Source organism: Pedobacter steynii (genome assembly GCF_900103665.1).
GTDB classification, from domain to species: Bacteria; Bacteroidota; Bacteroidia; order Sphingobacteriales; family Sphingobacteriaceae; genus Pedobacter; species Pedobacter steynii.
The window spans coordinates 36785-60908 of the sequence record NZ_FNGY01000007.1; the positions used below are offsets into that span (position 1 = coordinate 36785).

Annotated in this window: 24 protein-coding genes; 7 read left to right on the forward strand and 17 right to left on the reverse strand. The window is 42.4% G+C overall.

The genetic code is table 11. The features are described from left to right. Positions 1 to 109: 109 nt before the first annotated feature. From BLQ87_RS19390 to BLQ87_RS19405, 4 genes are read left to right on the forward strand one after another with little or no spacing between them, the layout of a single operon-like run. The gene (locus tag BLQ87_RS19390; RefSeq protein ID WP_074610093.1) at positions 110 to 673 is read left to right on the forward strand and encodes a hypothetical protein; all 564 of its coding nucleotides are present in this window, start codon (positions 110 to 112) and stop codon (positions 671 to 673) included. After that, positions 670 to 1338 carry a hypothetical protein gene (locus BLQ87_RS33565; RefSeq protein ID WP_074610095.1) on the forward strand — a complete coding sequence of 223 codons (669 nt, stop codon included), beginning with the start codon at positions 670 to 672 and terminating at the stop codon, positions 1336 to 1338. Before BLQ87_RS19390 ends, BLQ87_RS33565 begins: the two co-directional genes overlap by 4 nt. After that, complete coding sequence (locus tag BLQ87_RS19400; protein ID WP_083361959.1) at positions 1296 to 2081, forward strand: sensor histidine kinase; 786 nt, start codon at positions 1296 to 1298, stop codon at positions 2079 to 2081. The genes BLQ87_RS33565 and BLQ87_RS19400 overlap by 43 nt, the downstream gene beginning before the upstream one ends. Positions 2082 to 2101: 20 nt before the next feature. Next, complete coding sequence (locus BLQ87_RS19405) at positions 2102 to 2764, forward strand: response regulator transcription factor (RefSeq protein ID WP_074610098.1); 663 nt, start codon at positions 2102 to 2104, stop codon at positions 2762 to 2764. Positions 2765 to 2774: 10 nt separating this feature from the next. Here the strand turns inward: BLQ87_RS19405 and BLQ87_RS19410 are convergent, their stop codons facing one another. The 15 genes from BLQ87_RS19410 to BLQ87_RS19485 form a co-directional block, all read right to left on the reverse strand. After that, positions 2775 to 3659, reverse strand: coding sequence for a heparin lyase I family protein (locus tag BLQ87_RS19410; RefSeq protein WP_074610100.1), 885 nt, complete (start codon positions 3657 to 3659; stop codon positions 2775 to 2777). Positions 3660 to 4145: 486 nt separating this feature from the next. Beyond that, entirely contained in the window at positions 4146 to 5237 is a 1092-nt protein-coding gene (locus BLQ87_RS19420) for a hypothetical protein (RefSeq protein ID WP_074610103.1), read from the reverse strand. 93 nt (positions 5238 to 5330) lie between these two features. Continuing rightward, positions 5331 to 5720, reverse strand: a complete 390-nt coding sequence (locus tag BLQ87_RS19425) for a LiaF transmembrane domain-containing protein (RefSeq protein WP_074610788.1) — start codon at positions 5718 to 5720, stop codon at positions 5331 to 5333. A 121-nt stretch (positions 5721 to 5841) separates the two neighbouring features. Next, a complete protein-coding gene (locus tag BLQ87_RS19430) occupies positions 5842 to 6414 on the reverse strand; it encodes a DUF4833 domain-containing protein (protein ID WP_074610105.1) in 573 nt (190 codons plus the stop codon). A 77-nt stretch (positions 6415 to 6491) separates the two neighbouring features. Further along, positions 6492 to 7610, reverse strand: coding sequence for an ABC transporter permease (locus BLQ87_RS19435; protein WP_074610107.1), 1119 nt, complete (start codon positions 7608 to 7610; stop codon positions 6492 to 6494). Further along, on the reverse strand, positions 7607 to 8713 hold the full coding sequence (locus tag BLQ87_RS19440) for an ABC transporter permease (RefSeq protein ID WP_074610109.1): 1107 nt from the start codon (positions 8711 to 8713) through the stop codon (positions 7607 to 7609). The genes BLQ87_RS19435 and BLQ87_RS19440 overlap by 4 nt, the downstream gene beginning before the upstream one ends. A gap of 12 nt (positions 8714 to 8725) precedes the next feature. After that, positions 8726 to 9466 carry an ABC transporter ATP-binding protein gene (locus tag BLQ87_RS19445; RefSeq protein ID WP_074610111.1) on the reverse strand — a complete coding sequence of 247 codons (741 nt, stop codon included), beginning with the start codon at positions 9464 to 9466 and terminating at the stop codon, positions 8726 to 8728. Positions 9467 to 9470: 4 nt separating this feature from the next. Further along, positions 9471 to 10391, reverse strand: a complete 921-nt coding sequence (locus BLQ87_RS19450) for an ABC transporter ATP-binding protein (RefSeq protein ID WP_074610113.1) — start codon at positions 10389 to 10391, stop codon at positions 9471 to 9473. Positions 10392 to 10399: 8 nt separating this feature from the next. Then, positions 10400 to 11290: an HlyD family secretion protein gene (locus tag BLQ87_RS19455; protein ID WP_074610114.1), complete on the reverse strand. Its 891-nt coding sequence runs from the start codon at positions 11288 to 11290 to the stop codon at positions 10400 to 10402. A gap of 15 nt (positions 11291 to 11305) precedes the next feature. After that, positions 11306 to 12568, reverse strand: a complete 1263-nt coding sequence (locus BLQ87_RS19460; RefSeq protein ID WP_074610116.1) for a TolC family protein — start codon at positions 12566 to 12568, stop codon at positions 11306 to 11308. Between the two features lie 55 nt (positions 12569 to 12623). Then, positions 12624 to 13244, reverse strand: coding sequence for a TetR/AcrR family transcriptional regulator (locus tag BLQ87_RS19465; RefSeq protein ID WP_074610119.1), 621 nt, complete (start codon positions 13242 to 13244; stop codon positions 12624 to 12626). 232 nt (positions 13245 to 13476) lie between these two features. Next, positions 13477 to 16044, reverse strand: coding sequence for a DUF5686 and carboxypeptidase-like regulatory domain-containing protein (locus tag BLQ87_RS19470; protein ID WP_074610121.1), 2568 nt, complete (start codon positions 16042 to 16044; stop codon positions 13477 to 13479). A gap of 287 nt (positions 16045 to 16331) precedes the next feature. Further along, positions 16332 to 17585 carry a murein hydrolase activator EnvC family protein gene (locus tag BLQ87_RS19475; protein ID WP_074610123.1) on the reverse strand — a complete coding sequence of 418 codons (1254 nt, stop codon included), beginning with the start codon at positions 17583 to 17585 and terminating at the stop codon, positions 16332 to 16334. A 126-nt stretch (positions 17586 to 17711) separates the two neighbouring features. Continuing rightward, positions 17712 to 18212 carry an SRPBCC family protein gene (locus BLQ87_RS19480; protein ID WP_074610125.1) on the reverse strand — a complete coding sequence of 167 codons (501 nt, stop codon included), beginning with the start codon at positions 18210 to 18212 and terminating at the stop codon, positions 17712 to 17714. Next, positions 18205 to 18813 carry a GNAT family N-acetyltransferase gene (locus tag BLQ87_RS19485; RefSeq protein ID WP_245723886.1) on the reverse strand — a complete coding sequence of 203 codons (609 nt, stop codon included), beginning with the start codon at positions 18811 to 18813 and terminating at the stop codon, positions 18205 to 18207. Before BLQ87_RS19485 ends, BLQ87_RS19480 begins: the two co-directional genes overlap by 8 nt. Positions 18814 to 18909: 96 nt before the next feature. Between BLQ87_RS19485 and metN the strand changes: the two genes are divergently transcribed. The 3 genes from metN to metQ are packed head-to-tail and all read left to right on the forward strand — an operon-like array spanning position 18910 to position 21434. Next, complete coding sequence (metN, locus tag BLQ87_RS19490) at positions 18910 to 19941, forward strand: methionine ABC transporter ATP-binding protein MetN (protein ID WP_074610127.1); 1032 nt, start codon at positions 18910 to 18912, stop codon at positions 19939 to 19941. Positions 19942 to 19945: 4 nt separating this feature from the next. Next, positions 19946 to 20587, forward strand: a complete 642-nt coding sequence (gene metI / locus BLQ87_RS19495) for a methionine ABC transporter permease MetI (RefSeq protein ID WP_245723887.1) — start codon at positions 19946 to 19948, stop codon at positions 20585 to 20587. A 25-nt stretch (positions 20588 to 20612) separates the two neighbouring features. Further along, positions 20613 to 21434, forward strand: a complete 822-nt coding sequence (gene metQ / locus BLQ87_RS19500) for a methionine ABC transporter substrate-binding lipoprotein MetQ (protein WP_074610132.1) — start codon at positions 20613 to 20615, stop codon at positions 21432 to 21434. A gap of 144 nt (positions 21435 to 21578) precedes the next feature. Here metQ and BLQ87_RS19505 read toward each other — a convergent pair whose 3' ends face one another. Next, positions 21579 to 22277 carry a DUF3823 domain-containing protein gene (locus BLQ87_RS19505; RefSeq protein ID WP_074610135.1) on the reverse strand — a complete coding sequence of 233 codons (699 nt, stop codon included), beginning with the start codon at positions 22275 to 22277 and terminating at the stop codon, positions 21579 to 21581. A 42-nt stretch (positions 22278 to 22319) separates the two neighbouring features. Further along, complete coding sequence (locus tag BLQ87_RS19510; protein ID WP_074610137.1) at positions 22320 to 24113, reverse strand: RagB/SusD family nutrient uptake outer membrane protein; 1794 nt, start codon at positions 24111 to 24113, stop codon at positions 22320 to 22322. Positions 24114 to 24124 lie beyond the last annotated feature (11 nt).

Here is a 24124-nt window from a genome sequence, read left to right on the forward strand (position 1 = left end):
AAGGCTTCCCCTGGCCTTTTTAAAAGTAGCATTTCCAGATAAAATTGAAAATTAATTTCCTTAAACATAATAATAATGTTAATTTTAATTAAACCCTAAAATCATCTTTATGACGCTTAAAACAACCATGATTGGACTGGCCCTGACGGCTGGTATGATCACTGCATGTCAGAACAAATCTGTTGACACTGCCCGGGAAAAAATTTCAACCCCTTCAGACGATTCCCTGAGCATACAGGAAGCAAAAAACTATGTGGCCAATTATGCACAAAGAGCCGGAACAGTGCGCTCCGATGGCAAGAACCTGCCGGATACCCGTGCAGTATGGTTCGATATTGAAAGGCTTAAAAACCTGGTTAAAAAGATTGAGGCCGAAGGCGGGGACGGAATCCGGTTCTACTTTGCTACTTACGACAGTACCTACAATGCACAAAGCAAAACCCATGTCCCGATTAAAGAATACTGGAACCACAACACGCTGATTATGGTTTCTACTAAAGACAGCCTGGGTTATCACCGGGATTATTACAATGATAAGATCAACAGTAAAGCTGCGAATGGCATGATTCTATCCACCACGCCGGAAAACCGTGGCGAGATGTGCCCTCCTCCTGCAAATTGTCAGGATATCGGTGCCACACTAATTTCTGATACCATTCCTCAAAAAAAATGACCCTCTATTTTACCGTCAATACCGTAATAGAATTCTTTTGCCTCCTTATTGCATGCCTTTGCCTCTATAAAGACAGGGATCCAATATGGAGGCTCTGTATCCTTTACCTGCTTTTTACCTGTGCTACAGAAGTTTCTGCCATTCACATCAGGAAAGTTTTAAATCAGTCGAACCTGCCTTTATATAATGTGTTTCTATTGATAGAATGCGGCTTTATCAGTACTTTTTTCTATTATCTGTATAAGAGATACGTTAATAAAACCAAATGGCTAATGGTCTGGCTTAGTGTTTTTACCCTTTTGTTTTTTGGAGAATTGATGAACAACCATTTCTTAAGCTTCACCTTTAAAACAGCTTCTGTATTGTCGTTGGTTTTTGTATTGGCCAGTCTGTATTTTTATTACCTCATCCTGAAAGACGAAAAATTTGAGCGGCTATACAATTACGCCCCTTTCTGGTGGGTCAATGGAACGCTAATCTTCTATTTCGGAAGTACTTCGACAAATATTTTCTTTGATTACCTGATTCAGGACAAGATTTCCAATTTTGCCCATTCTATCAGGTACATTATTTTCAATATACTTAATGTATTGCTATATTGCTGTTGGTCTTACGCTTTCTTATGCAAATATCTTCAAAGGAAGTCTTCTTCCTCATTAGCCTGATTACCATCATATTCCTGATTGCCCCGCTTTTTATGATTGCGTACGTAAGCCTGTATAACCGCCGTAAGAAGAAACACAATGAGGAAACCGAATCACTAAAAAAAGCATTTGAAAATGAACTCCTCAGGTCTCAGATGGAGGTGCAGGAACAAACCCTGAAAACTGTGGCCTCCGACCTTCATGACAACATCGGACAATTGCTCGGTCTGACCATTATTACCCTAAGCTCCATCAATATCAACGATCCCGCAAAGGCGAAGGAGAAAATTGCGGCAGCTGAAGATCTGGCCAAAAGGTCGGTAAAGGAGCTCCGTGCGCTCTCCCGATTATTAGATGGAGAAGAACTCATCAGCAGGGGTTTGATCGGTGCGATTGCATTTGAGCTGGATTGGCTGGAGAAATCTCAGCTATTCAAAATCCGTTACCACAGTTCCGTAAAAACATTACCGGCAAAGGCCGGAAAAGAGACGATTATCTTCCGCTTATTTCAGGAAACCCTCCATAATATTATCCGGCATGCAAAAGCTTTGGAAATAATTATTAACTTGGAATTTATAAATGACCTGTTAATTTTATCAATTGCTGATGACGGAATTGGATTTAACTTTACTGAAATCAAGAAACTGCATAAAGGCATGGGCCTGCAGAATATACAAAAAAGAGTAGCTATGATAGGCGGAACAGTATCCTTTGATACTGCGCCTGGAACCGGAACAAAAACCACCATCACCATTCCCTATTAAATAGCCCTTTTTAAAGACCCATGGACCAAAAAAGCATCCCTATAGCCATCATTGATGACCATACCTTATTTCGCCAGGGTCTAATCAGCCTGTTGTCAGAATTCCCCGAAGTGAACATTGTGTTTGATGCGGCCAACGGAGCAGAGATGAAGGAAAAAATAGACCTTCATCCCCTTCCGGAAGTGATATTGATGGACATCAGCATGCCTGTATTGGATGGGTATGAAGCAACTTCATGGTTAAAGCAACAATACCCGGACATCAAAATCCTGGCATTAAGCATGTTTGAAGAAGATAAACCAATTATAAAAATGCTTAAAAGCGGAGCAGGTGGTTACCTGCTCAAAGAATCTAAGACCAGCGATCTGGTTAATGCCGTTAAAATCATCAATCAACAAGGTTATTATTTAAACGACCTTGTTTCGGGGAAACTCCTGAGAAGCATTCAAAACGAGCACCTTTCCAATCCGCTATCCACCCAGCTAAGTGCCAACGAGATGAAATTCCTCCAGCTCTGCTGCTCCGAGCTCACCTATAAAGAAATCGCGGATCAGATGAACCTAAGTCCACATACCATCGACAATTACAGACAGGAGCTGTTTCAAAAATTCGACCTGAAGTCCAGAACAGGCCTGGTCTTATTCGCCATAAAACAGGAGCTCATTGATTTATCACAGTGTTAGGGCTGCACCGTTACTGACATGCCGCTGTTCCCTCAGCAATACAGAAATCGGCAAAACGAACTTCCTCGTCCCTTAACCGCACCGCATTATTTAAGCTACGGTATATCCCCCATTTTGGCCGGCAAAACGACGCTCCTGTGCGCCATAAATCCATATTCGTATTGTTATAAGCCAGCAGTACGGTACCATCGCTTATTTTTTTAACAGAAATATCATATTTACCATTGCTTCCAAAGGTGATTTTCTCCACGACCTCCACCCAGTTTCCCCGGAATAGCGACAGATTGGCGAGCTTCACCTTTGTGGTCGTTCCTGAAGAATTAACATGTATCAGCTCCATTTTATCGGTATTACTGGCCCCATAACGGGCGCAAAGGGTAATCAGAGGAATGGAATCATCTCCATCTACTGCTTTAATCTGGTGCAGATGGGTAAAGCTGGAAGAAGCCTGAAAACCTGCATCCAGTTTAAATTTCCAGCGATAGGTCACCGTCTCGCCATTGGTTGCTTTAAGATGGTCCGGAGATGCGTTATAGGTTTTTATTTCCGTACGCTGGCGGTCAAAATTCTGACAACGGTCGTTATCCTGGCTCACATGTGCCGAGAAAACGAATACATTCGTGTTTAAACTACTGTCAAATATTTCTGCAATGTGGTCCTGAGCATGAACACAATCCGGGACTTCACAGGCATTCCCTCCCAAAACACTATTGATCAGGTTGTAGGTTCCACCCGGGCCATCGGCCTTCAGACTTACCCCCGGAACCATCACTTCAGCAACCAGATCAGATTTCTTAAGAGACAGCTCATTTAATCCGGCATTACCCGTAATTCCTTTTTCGCAAGCGCTAAATGCCAGTCCGGCAAACAGGGCAATTAAAAACTTTTTATTCATAGGATGATTTTATTTGGTTAATTTATATAAATTTTGCAATTTTATTTTAAAACCACAACACTTAAACGTAATTCGTTTTTCTCAATGGTTTATCCGGTCATAAAAAATGAATAAAAATGAACATCAATAAAGTCATTTGTTCAGTTGTTTTTGACTAATTTAACCTTGCGTTTAAAATAAAAAGGTTTTTTAGAGAAATCAGGAATATTATACCGGGGGGTTTAATAGTGATGCCTTGCAGGTCCATACCTGCAGGGCGTTTTTTTGGGTCCGTTAAGGACAACTCCATTCCGGAAGAATTGCAACAGGATCATCCTTCGATTATAACAGTTAACCGGAATGTCCCGGAAACCTGTCAAAAATACACCAGGAATGTATTTTGGCATAAAAAGGCGTACTTGGTACGTTCATGGGACGTTCCGGTTAACTGTCGTGATCGAACAGGGAACGAAGGAAGAAGAATTGGATCAAATGAGACCCTTTGAATTATTTTTCTTTTTGCTTATCAAAAATGAGTTCTTTTAACGGAACCTCATAGAAATCATCTTCCTCGTAGCTAAGCTTTAACACACCCTCTGCATTAATGCTTAGTTTTTTTGAGCACATCGCATTGCAGTCCTCAATCATTAAAGGGAAATATAGCTTGCGTTGTTTGTCGAAGCCAATAACTGAACCGCAAAAGTAACTCTTAAACAGGTATTGCTCATTTTCCGCGGTTTCAAATTCGCTCCCCTGCTGTAAATTGAAGAGGTTGGTGCGGTAATAAGTAGATTTCAATGGAACGTCCAACTCACCATGACCGTTTGCCATATGGTTACTCGCGTTGTTGTCTTTTTCCCATTTGACCTCATAGTTAATCACATGATAGGGATCTTTATCTTTTTCAGAAGGGTGATAGATGCGGGGAGATTTCAGTGCCATCCCCTCTAAGAAGGATAAAATATCCCCCTTTCCTTTCAGCGCTTTTTTATTGACAAGCTCCCCCTCCAGGCAGTCCTCACATTTCCAGGAATGATGTCCTGCAAAGTCCAGGGTGTAATGTTCCAGACTATTTAAATCGATGAGTTGAAAATCAATAAATTTTTCCGTTATAGCCGTCCCCATAAACTCCTTGTCGTAAGTAAGGCTCGCGTACTTTCTGCCAGCAACCGTCACCTCATTGATATTTGAATCAATCACGCAATAAGTAGACTCTTCTTCCAAAATCAGCGCTTTACTGATCACCCTGACTTCTTTATCCCCGGTCAGCCGGACCTTGGCCGCATAAAGCTGTAACTTTTCTTCCGAAGAGAAATAAAGATTTTTAGATGCTTTTTTATCCGCAAACTCCTGAAACAACACAAAATAAATCCCTGTTGAATCCTTGGAAAGCCTGATATAGAAAGGATAGATATGATGGGATTTTAGCAGCATTCTGACCAGTGCCGACTGGTCTCCTTCTGCTGTGGGCGCATTGGCCACAGAAGCAACATCGGTTTTAAGATCCGGTGTTTTCTTTTTAGCAGCATCGGTAGTGCAGGCAGCAACAAACAAGAGGATCAATAAATTGCAGCCTATAACCGCTTGCTTAATTTTCATTAGTATAATCATTTAAGTTCCCTGTCTGTAAAAGTATATTTAAGCAAGAATACTAAAAAACGATTATACTAATGTAATTTCCTTTCCCTGCTTTCAGGCTTCATTCTTATTTCCAAAATCGATTGGCTTTTTATCGCTGAAGTCCCAGAACGCAGGTTTCTTATTTGGTTTCAGGAGCAGATAAGCACCCAGTCCGATTAGGACCAATGCACTGGTAAATCTGGACAGGTCAAAGAAGGCAATGTCTTTTAAAGTATAAATCCCGCCGATGATCACCAGTACCAGCCAACCGGAAACCTTAAAATCTTTACGGTAACCAATCAGCAAACCTATCCCAAGCATTACGGTATGCCAGGAAAGAATCCAGTGTGGCAGGTTAAGGCCCAGATTATCGAGCATTAAGAGCAATCCAAGAGCGGTGACAATCACACCTGCAATAATATGACGATTAAATTTGTTGTTGTTATTAGTTAAGGTTTCCATGATTTTTTTTTCTTCAAAACTACCGCGTATATCAAGGCAGAGCAATGCCTGGAGGGCCATATGGCCGAATAGCATCGGTAAAAGGAATAAAAATATCGGTAGAAAATTTGGCCGGAGTCGCTTAGACTTTAATTCTTTCGATGACGGGGGCATTATTGGCGGTATTTGTTCCGGTCAGTTCCACATACTTTACGTTTGGCAACCAGAATGAACCACCTTCAATCCTTAAAAAGATCTTGTCCAGCTCAATTTTCTTGTTGTTTACCGTCACATACACATGAAACTTATGGTCATCTTTTGATTCCATCAGGTACATCGGGATTTTTTTATGAGAAACAAAACGAAGTTCAAACTGGTCCTTACCGATTTCTTTGGCCTGAATACCGTAGGCAAATTTTCTTTGGATATAATTCAGGTCTTTCTTCTCTCCTTTTTCACTATAACGCAGCCAATAAACGAGAATAGGCTCTTTCCTGTTCACCTGACCATTTGCTTCTACGTTAAGTTCGCAAATGATGGTATTGGTATTGGGATCTCTCTGCAGGTAAAACAATTGGTTTTTTATTCCTTTTGGTGTGGGAAATTTCAAAGGAGAAGGATCACTCTTATCAGCAGTCTGAGCAACAGCAGCAGCACATGTACCGAATAACACCAACATCACTACCAGTCTGCCGATTACTTGAATATGTTTCATAAAAGCGATTATTAAGATATCATGCAAAGCTAGATATTTCAAAAAAAAAGTTATCCAGCCGATTGTCAAAAAAAAAGCTAATTCGTCTTTTTATAATTGATAACCGCATAGGCATTCAGCACGACTGCAAATAGCGTAATGATCCCAAACTGCGGCCATATGTCTCTCCATCCACTCCCCTTGAGGATTACCATCCGCATCACCTCAATGAGGTAACTGACCGGATTAAATCTCGAGACCAGCTTCGCCCAATCCGGCATACTATCGATGGAAGTGAACAAGCCACCCATCAAAATAAAGACCATCATGAAAAAGAACATGATAAACATCGCCTGTTGCTGTGTATCACAGAAAGTAGAAATGAGCAGCCCGAAGCCCAGGATCGCCAAAAGGTAAACAGCTAAAAAACCATAGAGCACAAGGAGACTTCCTATCGGGATAATGCCATAGATCAGCCAGGCCACCAACAGTCCCAGACTAAAGACGATGTTTCCCAATACCCAGAAAGGGATGAGTTTTCCGAGGATAAAATGATGTTTTTTAATGGGTGTTACATTGATTTGTTCGATCGTACCAAACTCCTTCTCTTTCACGATATTCAAAGCAGAGAGAAAGCCTCCAATCATCGTGACCAGAATGGCCAGAATTCCCGGAACCATATAAAACCGGTATTCCATCAGCGGATTATACCAGTTGGAAGCGATGATTTCTATGACCGGCCCCGGATTAAAGCGCCCCGGAGGAAGCAGTTCTATTCGAATTTCTTCATTAAAATTTTTGATGATGCTGGTCAGGTAGGCTCCCCCAAGGTTTGCCTTTACCCCGTTGATCGCATTTACCGCGATAAACAATTGTTGTTGGTCTTCCCGGATAAGATTGCGTTCAAAGCCCTCAGGGATCTCCAAAATCAAATCTGCCTCATCTGATTCAATCTTCTTTAATTCTTCCTTAAACGAAGCCCCATAGCCTCTGAGCTTAAAATATCCGGAGGCAGTGACCTTCGCAACCAATTTTTGTGCATAACCGGAATGGTCATGGTCTACCACAGACAGGTTGATGTTCTTCACTTCATAATTTGCCGCCAGGGGAAGGATCAGCAATTGCATCACCGGCATCACCCCGATCAGGAGCAAAATGGCCCGGTTGCGGAAAATCTGTCTGAATTCTTTTTGAAGCAGGAATCTGATCGTTCTCATGACAGTCGGATTTTAAAACTTTTTAAACTGATCACCAGTAAAACGACCGTGATGCCGGCCAGGATTAGCGTTTCCTTCCAGATGGCCTCAAATCCAAGCCCTTTGATCATGATTGATTTCACGATGATGTAAAACCATTTCGCCGGAACGACGTTTGAAAACAGCTGTAACGGGTAAGGCATATTTTCTATGGGAAACATAAAACCGCTAAACAGCACAGTAGGCAACAACATGCCCATCAGAGAAATCAGCATCGCCACCTGTTGAGAATCGGTTTTCACGGAAATGAAAATCCCTACAGTGAGGCAGGTGATGATAAACAGGACGCTTTCCCCAAAGAGCAGCAGCACGCTTCCGTTCACAGGAAGCTCCAGCACAAAGACACTCAGCAAAAGAATGGAAGCGACATTCACCAAAGAAAGGATCAGATAAGGAACCGTTTTGGAAATGATCACCAAAATCGGCTTGAAAGGAGAAACCAGCAATACTTCCATCGTCCCGGTTTCTTTTTCCTTCACGATAGAAATGGCCGTCATCATCACACAGACCAACATTAAGACCAACGCCATTACCCCTGGAACAAAATTAGGTGCTCCTTTGAGTTGTGGATTGTACAGCATCCGGACTTCCGGAACAATCCGGTACGGCAGCACCAGGCTTTTGCTCCGTGTACTTTGGTAATCCATGACAATAGCTGACAGGTAATTACTCAGCATATTTGCCGTATTGGGATCGGAAGCATCCGCAATCACCTGAACCTGTGCATGATGTTCATGAAGGAGTCCCGAATTGAACCCTGCCGGAAAGACAATGGCCATTTTGATTTCCCCTTGTCTGAAGACCGCTTCCATTTGCTGCTCATTCATCACGGACCTTTCTACCTCAAAATACCTGCTCGCTTCGATTTTAGCGATGAGTTCCTGTGAGGCCGGATCTTTTGCCTGGTCAAAGACAATGAGTTTGGAATTCTTCACCTCATTGGTCAGCGCGAAACCAAAGATCAGGATCTGCGCCACCGGCATTCCAAATAAGATGAGCAAGGTTTTTCTGTCCCTCATCACATGGAAAAATTCCTTTCTTACAAAATTTACAAACTGTTTCATGAGTTCCAGGTTTTAATCGCCTCGTTTGGCCCCTCTGGCCAGCTGGTAAAAAACTTCATCCATTGTGCCTGCCTTAAATTGGGTTTTGAGCTTTGAAGGGCTATCCAGTGCAGCAATCCTTCCGTCAACCATGATAGAGATCCGGTCGCAATATTCTGCTTCGTCCATATAATGCGTCGTTACAAAAATGGTAATCCCTTTTGCTGAAGCCTCGTAGATCAGGTCCCAGAACTGTCTTCGCGTCACTGGGTCTACCCCTCCGGTAGGTTCATCAAGAAACACAATCTTTGGCTCATGCAGCACCGCTACTGAGAAAGAAAGCTTTTGCTTCCAGCCCAGAGGCAAGCTCCCAACCAGTTTCTTCGTTTCTTTTTCCAGTCCTAACTGCTCAACCAATGCTTCACCTTTTTCTTTGATCTCCCTGTTGGTCAACCCATATATACCGGCAAAGAAACTGATGTTCTCCGATACGGTCAGGTCTTCATACAAAGAGAATTTCTGACTCATATAACCAATGTTTCTTTTGATCTGCTCCGCTTGTTTATACACCTCAAAGCCTGCAATTTCCGCCGTTCCGGAAGAAGGAATAGAAAGCCCGCAGAGCATCCGCATGGCCGTTGTTTTCCCAGCACCATTTGCCCCCAGAAAACCAAATATCTCCCCTTTCTGCACCTCAAAGCTGATTTCATTCACCGCAATGAAGTCGCCGAAGCGCTTGCTGAGCCGATCTGTTTTTATGACGATTTCCTTCATTTCATCAGGATTTCAATAGTTTGATAAAACAATCCTCGATACTGGCCTCTACCGCTTTCATTTCGATCTCAGATAAGCCCTCTTTCCTGAGATAAGCTTCCAGCGGAGCAGCTTCAAAAGCATTTTTGAAAGCAACATGGGCATATTCCCCAAAAGCATAGCAATCCAATACCTCCGGATACTTCCTAAGTGATTTCAGGAGCAGGTACATTTGATTTGATTTGACTGCGTACAGTTGCTCAGGATAGTTCTTTACCATATTTTCGGCCGTATCAACAGATAAGATTTTGCCATATTGAATGAGCGCAATCCGGTCGCAGAGCGATGCTTCGTCCATGTAAGGCGTGGATACGATGATGGTAATCCCCTGCATTTTCAGCTTTTTGAGCATCTCCCAGAACTCTTTTCTCGATACCGGGTCTACGCCTGTGGTCGGTTCATCTAAGAACAAGACCCTTGGTCTATGGATCAATGCACAGCATAAGGCCAGCTTTTGTTTCATTCCGCCGGAAAGTTTTCCGGCCCTGCGGTCTTTAAAAGGCTCGATCTGGATATAAATATCTTTGATCAATTCGTAATTTTCGGCAACCGTAGTATCGAAAACCGTCGCAAAAAAGTTCAGGTTCTCCGCTACGGTAAGGTCCGGATACAGCGAAAACTTCCCCGGCATATAACCTGCAATTTTCCGGATCTCCCGATACTCATGTCTAACCTCAAAACCTTCCACCCAGGCCTCGCCCTGCTCTGCGAGCAACAGGGTGGTCAGGATCCTGAAAATGCTCGTCTTACCCGCACCATCAGGGCCGATCAATCCGAACAACTCTCCTTTATTGACGTGGAAGGAAACCTCATCTACCGCCACCTGCTTTTCTTTACCGTAGGTTTTGGTGATTTTACGTAGCTCAATGGCATATAAACTTTCCATGGCTTTGCTTATAAACCAACCTCGGCATACATGCCTATTTTCAGATAACCATCGTTTTTCAGTCTGATCTTAGCCGCGTAAACCAGGTTGGCCCGCTCTTCTTTGGTCTGGATGGTTTTAGGGGTAAATTCAGCCCTGGCACTGATCCATTCGATGACGCCTTCGTAGGTTTTATACTGACCGTCACTTGCATCAACCAACACTTTAACTACCTGCCCTAATTTTATCGACGACAATTGATTAACAGTAAAATAAGCCCGTAAAACTATCGTAGAAAGGTCAGCGATTTTATACAAAGGTTTTCCTGCGACAGCCATTTCTCCGGCCTCCACATACTTGGTCAGCACGGTCCCCTTTACCCCGTTAATCAGGTTAGTTTTTGCGAGCTGATCGTTCAGTTGTTCGATCTGGGCAGTTAGTGGCAAGGCTTCTTTATTCAGACCGCTGGAGCTGATTCCCAGACTGGATTCCTGTGCGGCGATCTGTTTCCTGATGATCGCCACCTGTGCATTGGCATCGTCGAGCTGCTTTGGGGTAGCCGCATCGGCCTTTACCAGATTACTTAACCGGTCCTGTTCTCTAAGCGCTTGTTTTAACTGCTCCCGATAAGCGGCCAGCTGTGCCGGGATATCGGGTTTTCTTCCCAATACCGCATTGATCTGCGCCTGCAACTGCTTTTTCTTCAGGTAAAGCTGGAGGCTGTCTATGTGTCCAACCGTATCCCCAACCTCCAATAGCTGACCTTCTTCTAAAACCAGGCTATTGATCCGCCCTGTTGCTTCCGCCGAAACGATCGTTTCCCTTCCTTCAAAAGTACCAGAGGCATCAGAAACGGCCTTTTTTCCATTACAGGAAACCAATAGAAGGAAACCTGCAGATGCTAATAAAAATGTTTTCATGATTCTGTTTAAAAATTAGTTTCCTGTAGTTGTTTGCTGATTATATTGGGCAAGGAGCAATTGAACCTCGTGAAGGATCTTATTTTGCCTGGCCTGATCCTCCGCATTGACCTCCCTCAGGTAATCATTGCTATTGATGATGCCGTTCGTAAGCTGCGCATAAAAGGTCTTCTTGGTCCTTGTCCTCAGTTCAATAATTTCATCGTCTGCAGACAGGAGTTCCCTTAATTTACTGAGTTCTGCGTCCTGCTGTTTCAGGGTAAAATTCGTATTCAAAAGAAAGGTTTCTTTTTGCAGATCTATGCTTTTACGGTTAAGCTCAAGGATGGCTTTTTCTCCTTTCCTGGTATATAGGCCAGCTAAAGACCAACTTAATCTAATACCACCTATCGCATAGGGCTCCAATTCATTATTCAACATATTTAATGCCGGCCGGCCAAAGCCTCCCTGAAAGAACAGGTTGAACCTGGGCAGGTTTTTAGCGCGGATGATTTTCTCCTGAACATCCATGTTCCTGCGTTGTAAATCGTACAGCTGCAATTCGGGCCGCAGAACAGTCAGGGCTTCCACAACCGGCTTCGGTTTGAGGTAATTTGTGCGTTCGTCCAACCTCCTGTTGACGAACAGACCAAGCACATCTGCATAGCCTTTCAGTGTAAACTTCAACTCCGTACTACGCTGTTTTACTTTGAGCAACTCTGCCTGTAGAATGTCCAGACTGCTCTTTAAGGCGACCCCGTTTTGAATGGCCGCTGCTGTCTTGTTGATGCCCAGCTGAATGTCTCTTTTCAGCAGCTCGTTTTGCTGAATCTGTTCCTTCAACACCAGGATTCCAAAGAACAACTGATTGATGCGTTCTTTCAGCTTGTACAGCTCTACTTCTACCTTCTGGGCCTCTATCCCCGAACCTGATTTCAGGGACTCCTGCTGCTGCCTGATCATGCCACCATCAAAGAGCAATTGCGTCGCCTCTCCGTATAGCTTATACTGATCTTTACTCATCTGAGGGATGTTCATTCCGGGGATATGAATCGGGATCGTGGTGACCTCTGATTGATACGTCGCCTGCCCGCCGATGTTCAATTGAGGGAGGTACCCTTTCGCTGCATTTCCAACAGACCAGGCTTCCGTTTTAGCGATCAGTTCCAGCTGTTTTAGCAAGGGATAATGCTGCCTGGCTAAACTATAGCTCTCCTCAACAGAAAGAGAAGCCGGCTCCTGACCATATACACAATTACATAATATAAACAAACATAAAGAACTGAATATGTGTCTCATAATATTAATTTATTAATTTGTTTTAATCATTTGACTAACGCTATATTAAAAAATTTTAGATGCTTTTCAGCATCGCATCAATCCAGATCGGGATCATCTTTTTACGCTCATCCATAAGGGCATCAAACTCCGCTTTACTCTTTTCTCCGATGATCCTCAGGAGCGGACTTGCCACAAAAGGAAAGACGGTAAGCCCGAAAATATTCATTAAAAAATGTACCGGATCTACCTTCTTTTTAGTCGTCGCTTCAAGTTGTTTATAGAAGTTAGATTGCAGCAAAATCTCCTTCGCTCCCATGTTCGCTTCCAGCCTTGCCGGGTTCGCTCTGATCTCACTTAATATAAATAACGGGAGGTCAGTATTGACTTTCAACAGGTCAATATAATGGCTGGCCAGCTGGCTTATTTTTTCCGTCAATGAACTGTTCACATCATTCAGAATGTCCCTCACTCCCAACAGAAATTTCTGAAGGCTTTCCATCATCACCAGGTCAAACAGCTTCTCTTTGCTCCTGAAATAGTAGTTGAGTAAAGCCAGGTTAATTCCTGCTTCCTCCGCAATATCTCTGGTCCGTGTAGCCGCAAATCCTTTCTGCGTAAACACTTTTGCCGCCGCCTCTTTAATCTTCTCTTCTGTAGAGCTATCTGCTGTTTCCAGCTTTTCTGTTTTTGCCATATGGTGATTTCCGCTTTATATCTTGATACAGGATATCCTGATACAAAGATATATAATTATTTATTTGATTTAATCAAATGATTAAAAATTAAGATACGATGAGATGTGTATTCCACAAAAAAGGCCATTAGAAACGATCTAATAGCCTTTTTAAGAAACAACTTCCGGATCATTCTACTGATTAGCAGGATCCATATATAGCGCGGAATAAGGGAACACTCCTTCTTCCTGCTTAAAAATCAAATTTAACCCTTGCCCGAATGCCCCAGCCGGAGACCTCCGGATTATTCAGGTAGCTGAATCTCTTCACTGCATCGACCCGGAGCACTTTAAAGATGTTTCCGACACCAACACTGCCTTCCATATAAGGATCTCTATTCAGGGAATTGGTAACCGGCACACCATTTTCATTTCGTACAAATTGCATAATACCACTGTTCAATGCCGGATTGTTTTCCTGGCGTAAGCCACCATACAACACCTTAAACGAGGCAACCTCTCTCAATTTCAGCTTTTTAAGCAAAGGAATTTTATTGAAAAAGAAACCATTAAAGTTCTGATCGATATTGATACTCGCATAATGATCACTTACAAATTCCATGAAATTCATCAGGTTGTAAGAATTCAGCTGGTAAGCATAGGTCTGATTTGCCCTGTGAATGGCCAATAATGGAAAAGGAACCTTCCCTACAATATAGGCACCTTCCACCGTCACATCCGCATAACCAAGCTGTGAAAGGTAAAAACGCTTATCTACACTTCCCATAAAGTTATGATAGTTGTATTCTCCTCCCAATACTCCTTTTATACCAGCAGTATAGCGGAAATTAAAGACCGGAAAACGGTCGATAATGGGTACCCTGTATATTTTTCCCTGATAAAATTTCTCATGTGGTGCGTACCGCAGGCCTAAGCTGACCTCAGAGGTACTGATCTGGTTGGTCCGGCCCAGAATCCCATTGTCAGGATAATTACTGAAATAAAGGGATCCTGCGGGCGTCTGCTGCCATTTCCTCAGGCCCAGTGTATAAGAGAAGTGATTTTCAAACTCATGCACATAGTCAAGCCTGTAAAAATCATTGTAAAGCATCATATTGTTCTCTCCTCTTTTGAAAGAAAGCAGGAAATTGTCTTCCTGTACAAACTGCAACTCCTGTCCCGGAATCTTCGTATCCCTTTGAAAACTGGCCCTGAGGTAGTTTTGCGGGAAGGCATAGATCGATTTGTTGTTCAGAGAATAAGTTCCACTCAGGAAATATTTCCATTTATCGTCCTTGAATCCATAAGCGGCATAGGTTTCAAAATAATAACGCTTGCTTAATGAAGGCGTTGTTCTTCCTCCCAAACGAAGACGGAAACCTTCTACCCCGTTAAAGCTATAAAAGGTATTGACAGGCCCCATTTCAAAAGGACCAAAATCTTTATAACCCGCAAAGAATAAGGTCACTACATCCATCGTCCTTTTAAAGGAAGGTATCGATTGCAGCGTATCCAGATTACCATAGACCTTCATATTGCCGGCACTCAGGGGCTCAGGGCGGTTGTTTGCCCAGAACTGTTCTGACCTTTTATCGGCATCGGGAACGACCACCAATTGTCCGGCGCCCCGATAGGCCGTATCCGGACGTGGGTTATTGATCTTATAATCTTTAAAGGTGACCGTTCTTTCTCCCGTAAAGCCGCTTCCGGCTTTCTTGCTCAGGCCAAAATCAACAATCAGGTTACTTTTGCTCAAATGATAACGATCATCCGGATTCTTCTCAAAATCCAGCTTAGCCTCCAATGCCCGGACAAAATTCAGGTTGATGTTCTTATTTACCGTAAGAAAGGCATTCTGTACTGCGTAGTTTCCGTCCAATGTAATGTAAAGCTTTCCTTCAAACAGGAGATCAGTGTTGTTTCTCGGCGTAAAAGCAAGCTCCACCAGCTGTGGATTGTGGTTTTTAATGGTATCGGTAATAAAGAACTTATAGAAAGAAGGTGCGCCGTCCGAAATAGGGCTGAGCAATTGGTTACTCACCACAGATATATTGTTATCATAGATGTCAATATCCTGATACATCCTGTCGAAATAAGTGCTTAATCCCTGATTGTCGATAAAACGCTCATCAAAGTTTACTCTTTTATCTGCAATAACGATTGTCTTTGTCTTCTCAGGGTTCTTTTTGAAATAGTTGTTGCTCAGTTTTTCCTGCTGAAATACGGGAAGCACATTCTTTCCCCCTATTTTTGTAGAATCCTGCTCCTGAAACAGGAACTGGTAATTGCGGAACATGCGTTTGTTTCTAAACTTATCAGAAAGATTACTCAAAGAGAACATCATCCGCTCATATTTCTGATATTCGACAAAGTCGTAATGCTCCATTCTGTTTTTTGCCTTATTGGCAATCACTTTCCTGATCAGCTCTACCGCCGGGTTTTCTTTATTCCGGTAACGCGGCTTTTTTCCGGCCGTAATCACCACTTCATTCATCAGCATTGCTTCCGGCTGCAATTGTACATTCAGGACCTGAGCCGTGCCTACTTTGATGACTTTAGTGGTCGGCTTATACCCTACATAACTAAATTTCAAGGTGGTATAATCTCCGTTGAGGCTGATATTGAATTTTCCATCCGCATCCGTTCTTCCCCCAAGGGTACTTCCGGTAATCGAATAGGAAACATAAGGCAGGGTTTCTTTAGTACTCGCATCGGTAACCGTACCACTCACCCTGGTTTGCTGTGCAAAAACACTGCCCGTACCGCCCAGTGTCAGGAAGAGGATAAAGATGCGGATCCATTTGTTAAAGTATTGTCTCATAAACCGATCCTTATTTCCTGAACAAATGAGAAGGTCCACAAACAAGAACATTCCTTCCCTCTTTTGGAGAAGGGTTATTGCGGCTTAGCGTAATGGTATGAACCACTACCGACTGTTGATATGATATGTACACGATTCCGGTTAACTTAGTTAATACTGAACAGATTAAGTTGTAGAGCGTGGCCAAAGATAAAGCTAACATCTGACTTCCTATACTGTTTTGGTCAGTATGAAGGTCAATGTTAGATGTTATGACATCTAAATGAAAATTCTAAGAAATATCCGGGTTATTTCGCGATCCAGGCCTCTGGGTTGAGTTTGTTCTGACCACGCATAATTTCGAAATGGAGTACCGGTCCGTCTTCTTTTGAAGCCACAACACCTAAACTCTGTTTCGTTTCGACCTTGTCGCCTTTCGCAACACTTACCGTTTTCAGGTTTTGATAGATCGTAAAATATTCTCCATGCTGAACCGCAACGATATAAGTCCCATACAATTCACGAACAAACAACACTTTCCCTTCAAATACCGCTTTCACTGAAGCACCATTTTCGGTCAGGATATTAATCCCATCGTTGTTATAAGTTGCGCGGCCTTCGGTATGTGCCCCAAAACGCTCCAGAATAGAATACTGACCAACAGGCCATGGCAAACGCCCCCTGTTGTTTTCAAAGCCCGCAGAAAGCTTCGCCGCTTCAGGTGAAGCGGTCAGGTAACTGCTGTTGCTTTTTTCTTTGGCCACAGGGACAGGGCGACCTTCGGCAACTGCTTTCTGGGCAGCAAGCCGCTCTTCTTCCTCGGCTTTTTTCCTCGCAAGTTCTATCTCTTTCTGAATGGCATTCCTGATTGCCCGGTCAATATCCGCCTGCTTTCTTTTTCTGGCGGCAAGGTCTTGCTTAAATTGCTTTTCCTGCTTACTGATCTGGTTTAACATCACCGACTGCTCAGATTTGTTTTTACTCAGCTTCACCTTTTCCTGCTCCTGCTCGGATAAAAGACTGCTCTTTGCCTTTAAGTTCTTGTCCAGCACACCGATTCTATATTCTATATTCTTTTGCGTACCCTGAAGATAATCTGCTTGTTTCTTTCGGTATTGACCAAACTGCTGCAGGTATTTAATTCTTTTATAGGCCTGATTGAACCCTTCGGAACCAAATACAAACATCATTTTATCATAGGAGTTCCTGTTTCGCTGTGCAAAGCGGATCATCCCGGCATATTCTTTTTTAAGCTGCCCCAACTGACCTTTCAGGGTACGTACTTCGTTGCTGTTTTCATGAATCTGATTGTCCAGATTTTTCACTTCAGAATTGATGATTGAAATTTTATTCTGCATCAGCCTGATCTTTGCATTTACCGTGCGGATCTGGCCCATTGTTAGTCTTTTACTACTGGAAGTCTCATTCAGATTTTTCTGCAGCAATTCAATTTCCCGCTGTATGGCTTCCTTATTCCTTTTTAACTCTGCACTGGTTTGTGCAAAAACAAGGGTTGTAAATGAGGTAAATATGATGACTAAGAATAGTTTTTGAAGCTTCATTATCTAAATAAGTATCTGAATAAAATCGCCCTTTTTGGACGTTAAATTTATCATTGCGATTCTAAAACTATTGAAAACAAGGCTTAAATGCAAATTGTGAAGCAAATGAATCTAAAATATCACATTCTACGCCTCTGAAAAACCAGCCTGACATCGAAGCAGAAGCTCGGATCCTTTACCATTTTCAGCATAGGTTTTGATCACCTGGTTTCTTTTGAACAAGAACCGTTTCATGTATGCTTTGAGAAACAAATAATCCGCTATTCTTCCAAAAATCCAGCATGGAGAGACATAGGTAAAGACATCTGTCATCACCGTTTGCTGCCCGTTATATCTAAAAATATGTTCGTGTTTAAATGATTTAAATGCACCTTTCTGCATTTCGTCCACAAAGAAATCGGGTGCATGGAGTGCTGTGATCTGAGCGGTCAGCTGTTGAACCAGCCCAAAATGACGTGCCTGCCATGTCACCTGTTCTCCCAGCAGGATTAATCCGGAAAACCGTCCTCCTACTACCTTTTCTTCTGTATCTGCTGTCGAGATCTGGTGCAGATCGATACTCCTTGATAAATCAAACACCAGATTAATATCTGCATTGATGTACGTTTCTAACCGGATTTCAGGCATTTACTTTACAATAGATTTCAGTATCCAGGAATTGACCTTTATAATAAAAATCCTGCTTAAAATGGGCTTCTTTTACATATCCACTTTTAAGCAGCACACGTGCAGAAGCCCGATTTCCGGGATCGATGACCGCACTAATGGAATGTAAACCAACGGCATTGAACCCAAAATCAGTCACCAACGACAGCGCTTCAGCTGCAATTCCCCGCCCCCAGAAGTCCGGATCCATTAAATAGCCAACCTCGGCTCTGAAATTCGACGCGTCAATTTTCCAATATCCGATATGGCCAATATAGCATTCCGGCTTTTCTTTTAAAGTGATGACCCAACCCAGGCTTTCATGTTTCAGAAAATTCTCATGAATTTCAGTGATCAATGCTTCAATATCCGCTATAATTTTCGGTTTTGGCCTCGGGATATATTTCATTACCGAATCATTACTCCGGATTTTAAACAGTGCGGGCGCATCAAGCAGCGTTTGTTCGCGCAATAAAAGTCTTTCCGATTCCAGAACCGGTAGCTTGTCGAAATGAAATTTTAGGATATCCTGTTCCATTTTTAGGTATTCAATTACGGCTCCAATATAGAAGTTTTCTTTCATTTCATTATCCAGGGATTTTATTCTATACTTGTGCCATAGAATTAATAGCGTTTCAATGCCCTGAAACGCTATCTTTGTAAAAAAAACTTCCGGGCAATGATTGAATTAAGAAATATAACGAAGAAGTTTTATCAGAAAACAAAAGCGATCACTGCCCTTTCGGATGTCACCTTAACTGTACCTGAAGGCAAGATTTTCGGTGTTATTGGTGCCTCAGGCGCAGGAAAAAGCACACTGATCCGCTGTGTAAACCTGCTCGAAAAACCGACCTCCGGGGAGGTGATCGTAGACGGACAAAACCTGATAAACCTTTCCTCAAAAGAACTCGCAAAAGCAAGAAGACACATCGGAATGATCTTCCAGCATTTCAACCTGCTCTCTTCCAGAACTGTTTTTGAGAACGTAGCCTTTTCTTTGGAACTGGACCATACGCCAAAACAGGAGATCCAAAAAAGGGTTTCAGACCTACTCTCTTTAGTTGGTCTGGATGAAAAACACCATGATTATCCGGTCAACTTATCAGGCGGCCAGAAACAACGTGTTGCCATTGCCAGAACCCTGGCCAGCAACCCTAAAGTTTTACTCTGCGACGAAGCCACAAGTGCATTAGACCCTGCCACAACAAAGTCAATTCTTGCTTTATTAAAAGACATTAATAAAAGACTAAACATCACCATTTTACTGATTACCCATGAAATGGATGTGGTAAAAGACATTTGTGATGAGGTTGCAGTGATCAGTGAAGGTCAGCTGATTGAACAGGGTGCAGTGAGCGAAATATTTTCACATCCCAAAACAGCATTGGCAAAAGAGTTTATTGCCTCTTCTTTAAACCTGGAAATCCCGGTTGATTATAAAGAACGCCTCGTGGCGGCACCCGCAGCAGATAAGCGCCCGCTCTTGAAGCTGGAATTTACCGGTCAGTCTGTAGACGATCCCGTATTGTCGGAAGTAGCAAGGCTTTTTCAGATCGACAGCAATGTGATCAGCGCAAGAATGGACTACGCCGGCGGCGTTAAATTCGGGGTCATGCTCATTGAAGTCTTCGGAACACAGGAAAACAGTCTGCGGGCTATTGAATTTTATCAAAACAAAAATATTAAAGTAGAAGTCTTAGGTTATGTCTGATTCAATGATTTTACTCCTTGCAAAAGGAGCCTGGGAAACCATCGTCATGACCTTTGTTTCCGGTTTTTTTGGTTTCTTAATAGGATTACCAACTGGCGTATTGCTCTACCTGACCAGGAAAGGACAGGTTTTGGAACATCGAACATTAAACAACGTTATTTCGGTGATCGTTAACATCTTCCGTTCCATTCCATTCATCATCCTGATCGTCTGGATGATCCCTTTCACCAGAGCATTGGTGGGCACTTCTATTGGTGTGGAAGCAGCAATCGTTCCTTTAAGTATCGGCGCTGCCCCTTTTATTGCCAGATTAATAGAAAACAGCCTGATAGAAGTTCCGGGAGGATTAGTAGAGGCCGCAAGGGCGATGGGGGCAACTCCCTTCCAGATCGTATATAAAGTATTGTTACCCGAAGCACTTCCTTCCATCATTAACAGCGCATCCGTTACCTTAATCACCCTCGTCGGTTATTCGGCTATGGGAGGTGCAGTCGGTGCAGGCGGACTGGGCCAGATCGGTTACCAATATGGATATGTTGGCTATGATGTGTTCGTGATGAACACCGTACTGATCCTATTGATCATGCTGGTTTTTTTAATCCAGTTTCTGGGAGATTTCATCGCCAAAAAAGTAGACCACAGATAAGCATCACCTTAAATATTTTAATCACATGAATACAAAAATCAAATTCCTAGCCACATTAGCCCTTCTTAGCAGTTCAGCTTTATTGTTCAGCTGTGGTGGCGGAGCAAAAAAGGATGATCCTAACCACATTAAGGTAGGTGTAGAATCAGGACCGGAATATGACCTTGCCGAAGCAGCAAAAAAAGTAGCAAAAGAAAAATATGGACTGGAAGTGGAACTCGTTCAGTTTAACGATTATGTGATGCCGAATGAAGCCCTTCATCAAAAGGACATTGATGCAAACGTTTTTCAGAACAAGCCTTATCTTGATGTTCAGACCAAACAACGTGGTTATAAATTTGCCATCGTTGGAAATACTTTTGTTTATCCGCTTGCAGGATATTCTAAAAAGATCAAATCACTGACAGAACTTAAAGACGAAAGCACGATCATCATTCCTAATGATGCCACCAATGGTGGAAGATCATTGCTACTATTGCAGAAATTCGGACTTTTAAAACTTAAAGACGGTGTTGGCCTCTTGCCTACTGTTGCCGACATTACCGATAACCCTAAAAAGCTTAAAATACTGGAATTGGAAGCGCCACAATTGCCAAGAGCATTGGATGATCAGAATGTGACCATCGCTGTGATCAACAACACCTTTGCGGCTCCAGTCGGACTAAGTCCGGAGAAAGACGGCTTGTTCGTAGAAGACAAAGACTCTCCATATGTAAATTCAATTGTTTCAAGAGAAGACAACAAGACCGCAGAAAAAGTATTGAAATTTGTGAAAGCTTATCAATCGGCAGAAGTGGAAGCTGCAGCATTGAAAGCCTTTAAAGGCGGCGCAATCAAAGGCTGGTAGCCTTCACTGAGACGCCAATTCTGCGCTCATTTTCCTTTATTTTGTACCGTAAAGGACGGTCTGACAAATCGTCCTTTACGGTACTCCATAAAAAATTGAAAAAAAACTAATCGCTATATAAAGCTTTTTGAAGGCAGTTCATTGTTATTGCGCTGCCGTAGTTACCTCCATTACATTGGTATAATTAAATAAATTGCCATCATTAATTGTACGTGAGACAGCCCTTACATAATACAACGTATTCGGTTTTAATTTCTCAATGATGAACTCATAGCTTTTTGCTTCAATTGCCGCATCACCATCTGTTTCGGTATTGATTAATACACGACCATTATTCGAAGCATCCAGGTTGTAATAATTATTAACATCCACCGATGTGGTAAGGCCGGCAACGGCACCAACTCTTGCGATTTTTTGAACATTACCTGTACTCCGCTTTGCATTTACCCTAATTGTAATGGATGTAGCTGTTTTAGAAATTACCTCACAGCTGAGGGTAAGATAGGGCTGCACTTTTAAATCCTGTTTCGTATTGCCGTTAATATTTAAATCAAAAATTGTATCCTTTACAAAGAAAGGCCCTTCTGCAAATAACTTGTACTTGCCATTAAATATAAAACTATTGGCATAGCTTCCATCAGCATTAACAGAGGAGCTGATGGGTTGCGGAATAAGCCCAGTGTATCCTAGCTGATAAAGTCTGATTTTAGCTCCATTTAAGGTTTGCTGAGGTACATTTTTGCCCGTAGCTGCATCTACAATATTTCCGGATACACTGGCATTGGGTGCTTCATAATTATCTTTTTTGCATCCAGACCATATGGTGGCTACAAATAAGAACATTATATATATGATTTGCTTTTTCATCTTCTAATAAAAATTTAATTAATATAACGGGTTTTGGATATAAGTTGGATTTCCCTGTGGGACAGGCTCATAATACAACTTCTCCGGGAAGGTTCTCGTGTTTTTAGGAGCAGCAGCTATTTCAAATGTGTATTTCAAATCATTGGTATTTGCAGCTGTTCCCCACATGGCCCAGGGATATAAAGCATGAAATTGTGTGTTGTTTAGAACCATAGCTGCGATTCGCCATCTGCGAAGGTCCCATATTCTATGGTTTTCGAAAGCCAGTTCTACCTTTCTTTCATGTCTTATTTTATCTAAACTAATGACGTCCACCTGTGCGATACCAGCTCTGTCTCTGATTAAGTTAATGGCAGCTTTTGCTTCATTTTGGAGATTCAATTCAAAAGCTGATTCTGCATAATTCAACAATACTTCAGCATACCTGAAAACCATCCATGGCGTTGTGGAAAGCCCATAATCGACCCGGTTAGCCGGATTCATAAATTTTTTAATGTAAAAACCTGTTTTTGTCGGATCGCTGGTGGTCAGCGGCCCGTCTTTACCCACCTTTTTAAAGCTAGCCTCCTTAGTTGGGTAGCCCTCCGTTAATTGCTCAGAAGTATATTTCACACCTCCATCAATCACCCCCCGTCTGATTTCCACGATACCACCTTGCCAGGCGTCGAATGGTGTAATTATAGTTGCAAACATCCTTGGATCCTTATTTTTAAATAAATCACCAGGTCTATTGTAAACAATCGCATTGCCTGAAGCATCTTTTATTTTTAATGTGCCCGGGCTGCCATCAATATATTCAAACTCCTCTATCATCTCCAGAGTTGGGTTGGTTACACAACCATAATCAACTTTAAAGCTTTGCGGCGCATTGTAAAAATCGAAACTATGCCCCTTATCAGGTGCAAGGTATGTTTTTGTAAAAATGGCTTCCGAATTCCCCGCCGTTAAAAACATCTTTTGAAAATTTGCAGCTTTATCGGAGTCCGCATTATACAAAGAAAATTCATGTGAATCTATGATGCTCTTTGCCGCGCTCATTGCTTTCTGCCAATAACTATTCGCCAAATTTGCAGGAATACCGACTAAGCCGTTAATTTGCAGCGTAGCATATTTAGCACTCGAAGCCGCATAAAGCATTGCCCTGCATTTTAAGGCCAGTGCTGCATATTTGGTAATGCGATAGGCATTTGCAGCACTATTCTTTTCAGGAAGATCCGTGATGGCTTCGTCCAGTTCCCTGGCAATAAAATCATAAATTTCTTGTTCTTTTGCCCGCGCCAGACCCAATTTTGTAGCATCATCGCCAGGTGTAAATTGTTGTACCTTTGTTACCAATGGTACGCCACCATATCTCTTCACTAAACTGAAATAGTCAAAGGCACGAATAAATCTACCCTCAGCGATAAGACGTTTCCTTACCCCATCCGACAATGCTGCCGGTGCTGTTGGAACTTTTTCAATAAAATCATTTACACGTCTGATTTTCACATAAGCTCCGGTGTTCGGATCAGTCCAGTTAAGACCATACCAATTTCCGATAACCAAATCATTTTGTGCACCCCAGGAATATGACCGCACCGCTTCATCGGTCGTTGTAGAAGTAAATCCGGCTTCTGAATCTACAATATAGTCCAGATCTTCTACCTGCATATCGTTATACAAAGTAGCGGTTAAAGCCTCTATTCCGGTTAAAGATCCATAGGCAACATTTTCAGAAACAAGGTTTCGGGGTTCCCTGTTCAAATCCTTTTTACAAGATGGGATGCCTGTTAACAATGCAAAAAACAGGCTATATAATAATACTTTTTTCATTTTGTCTTGTT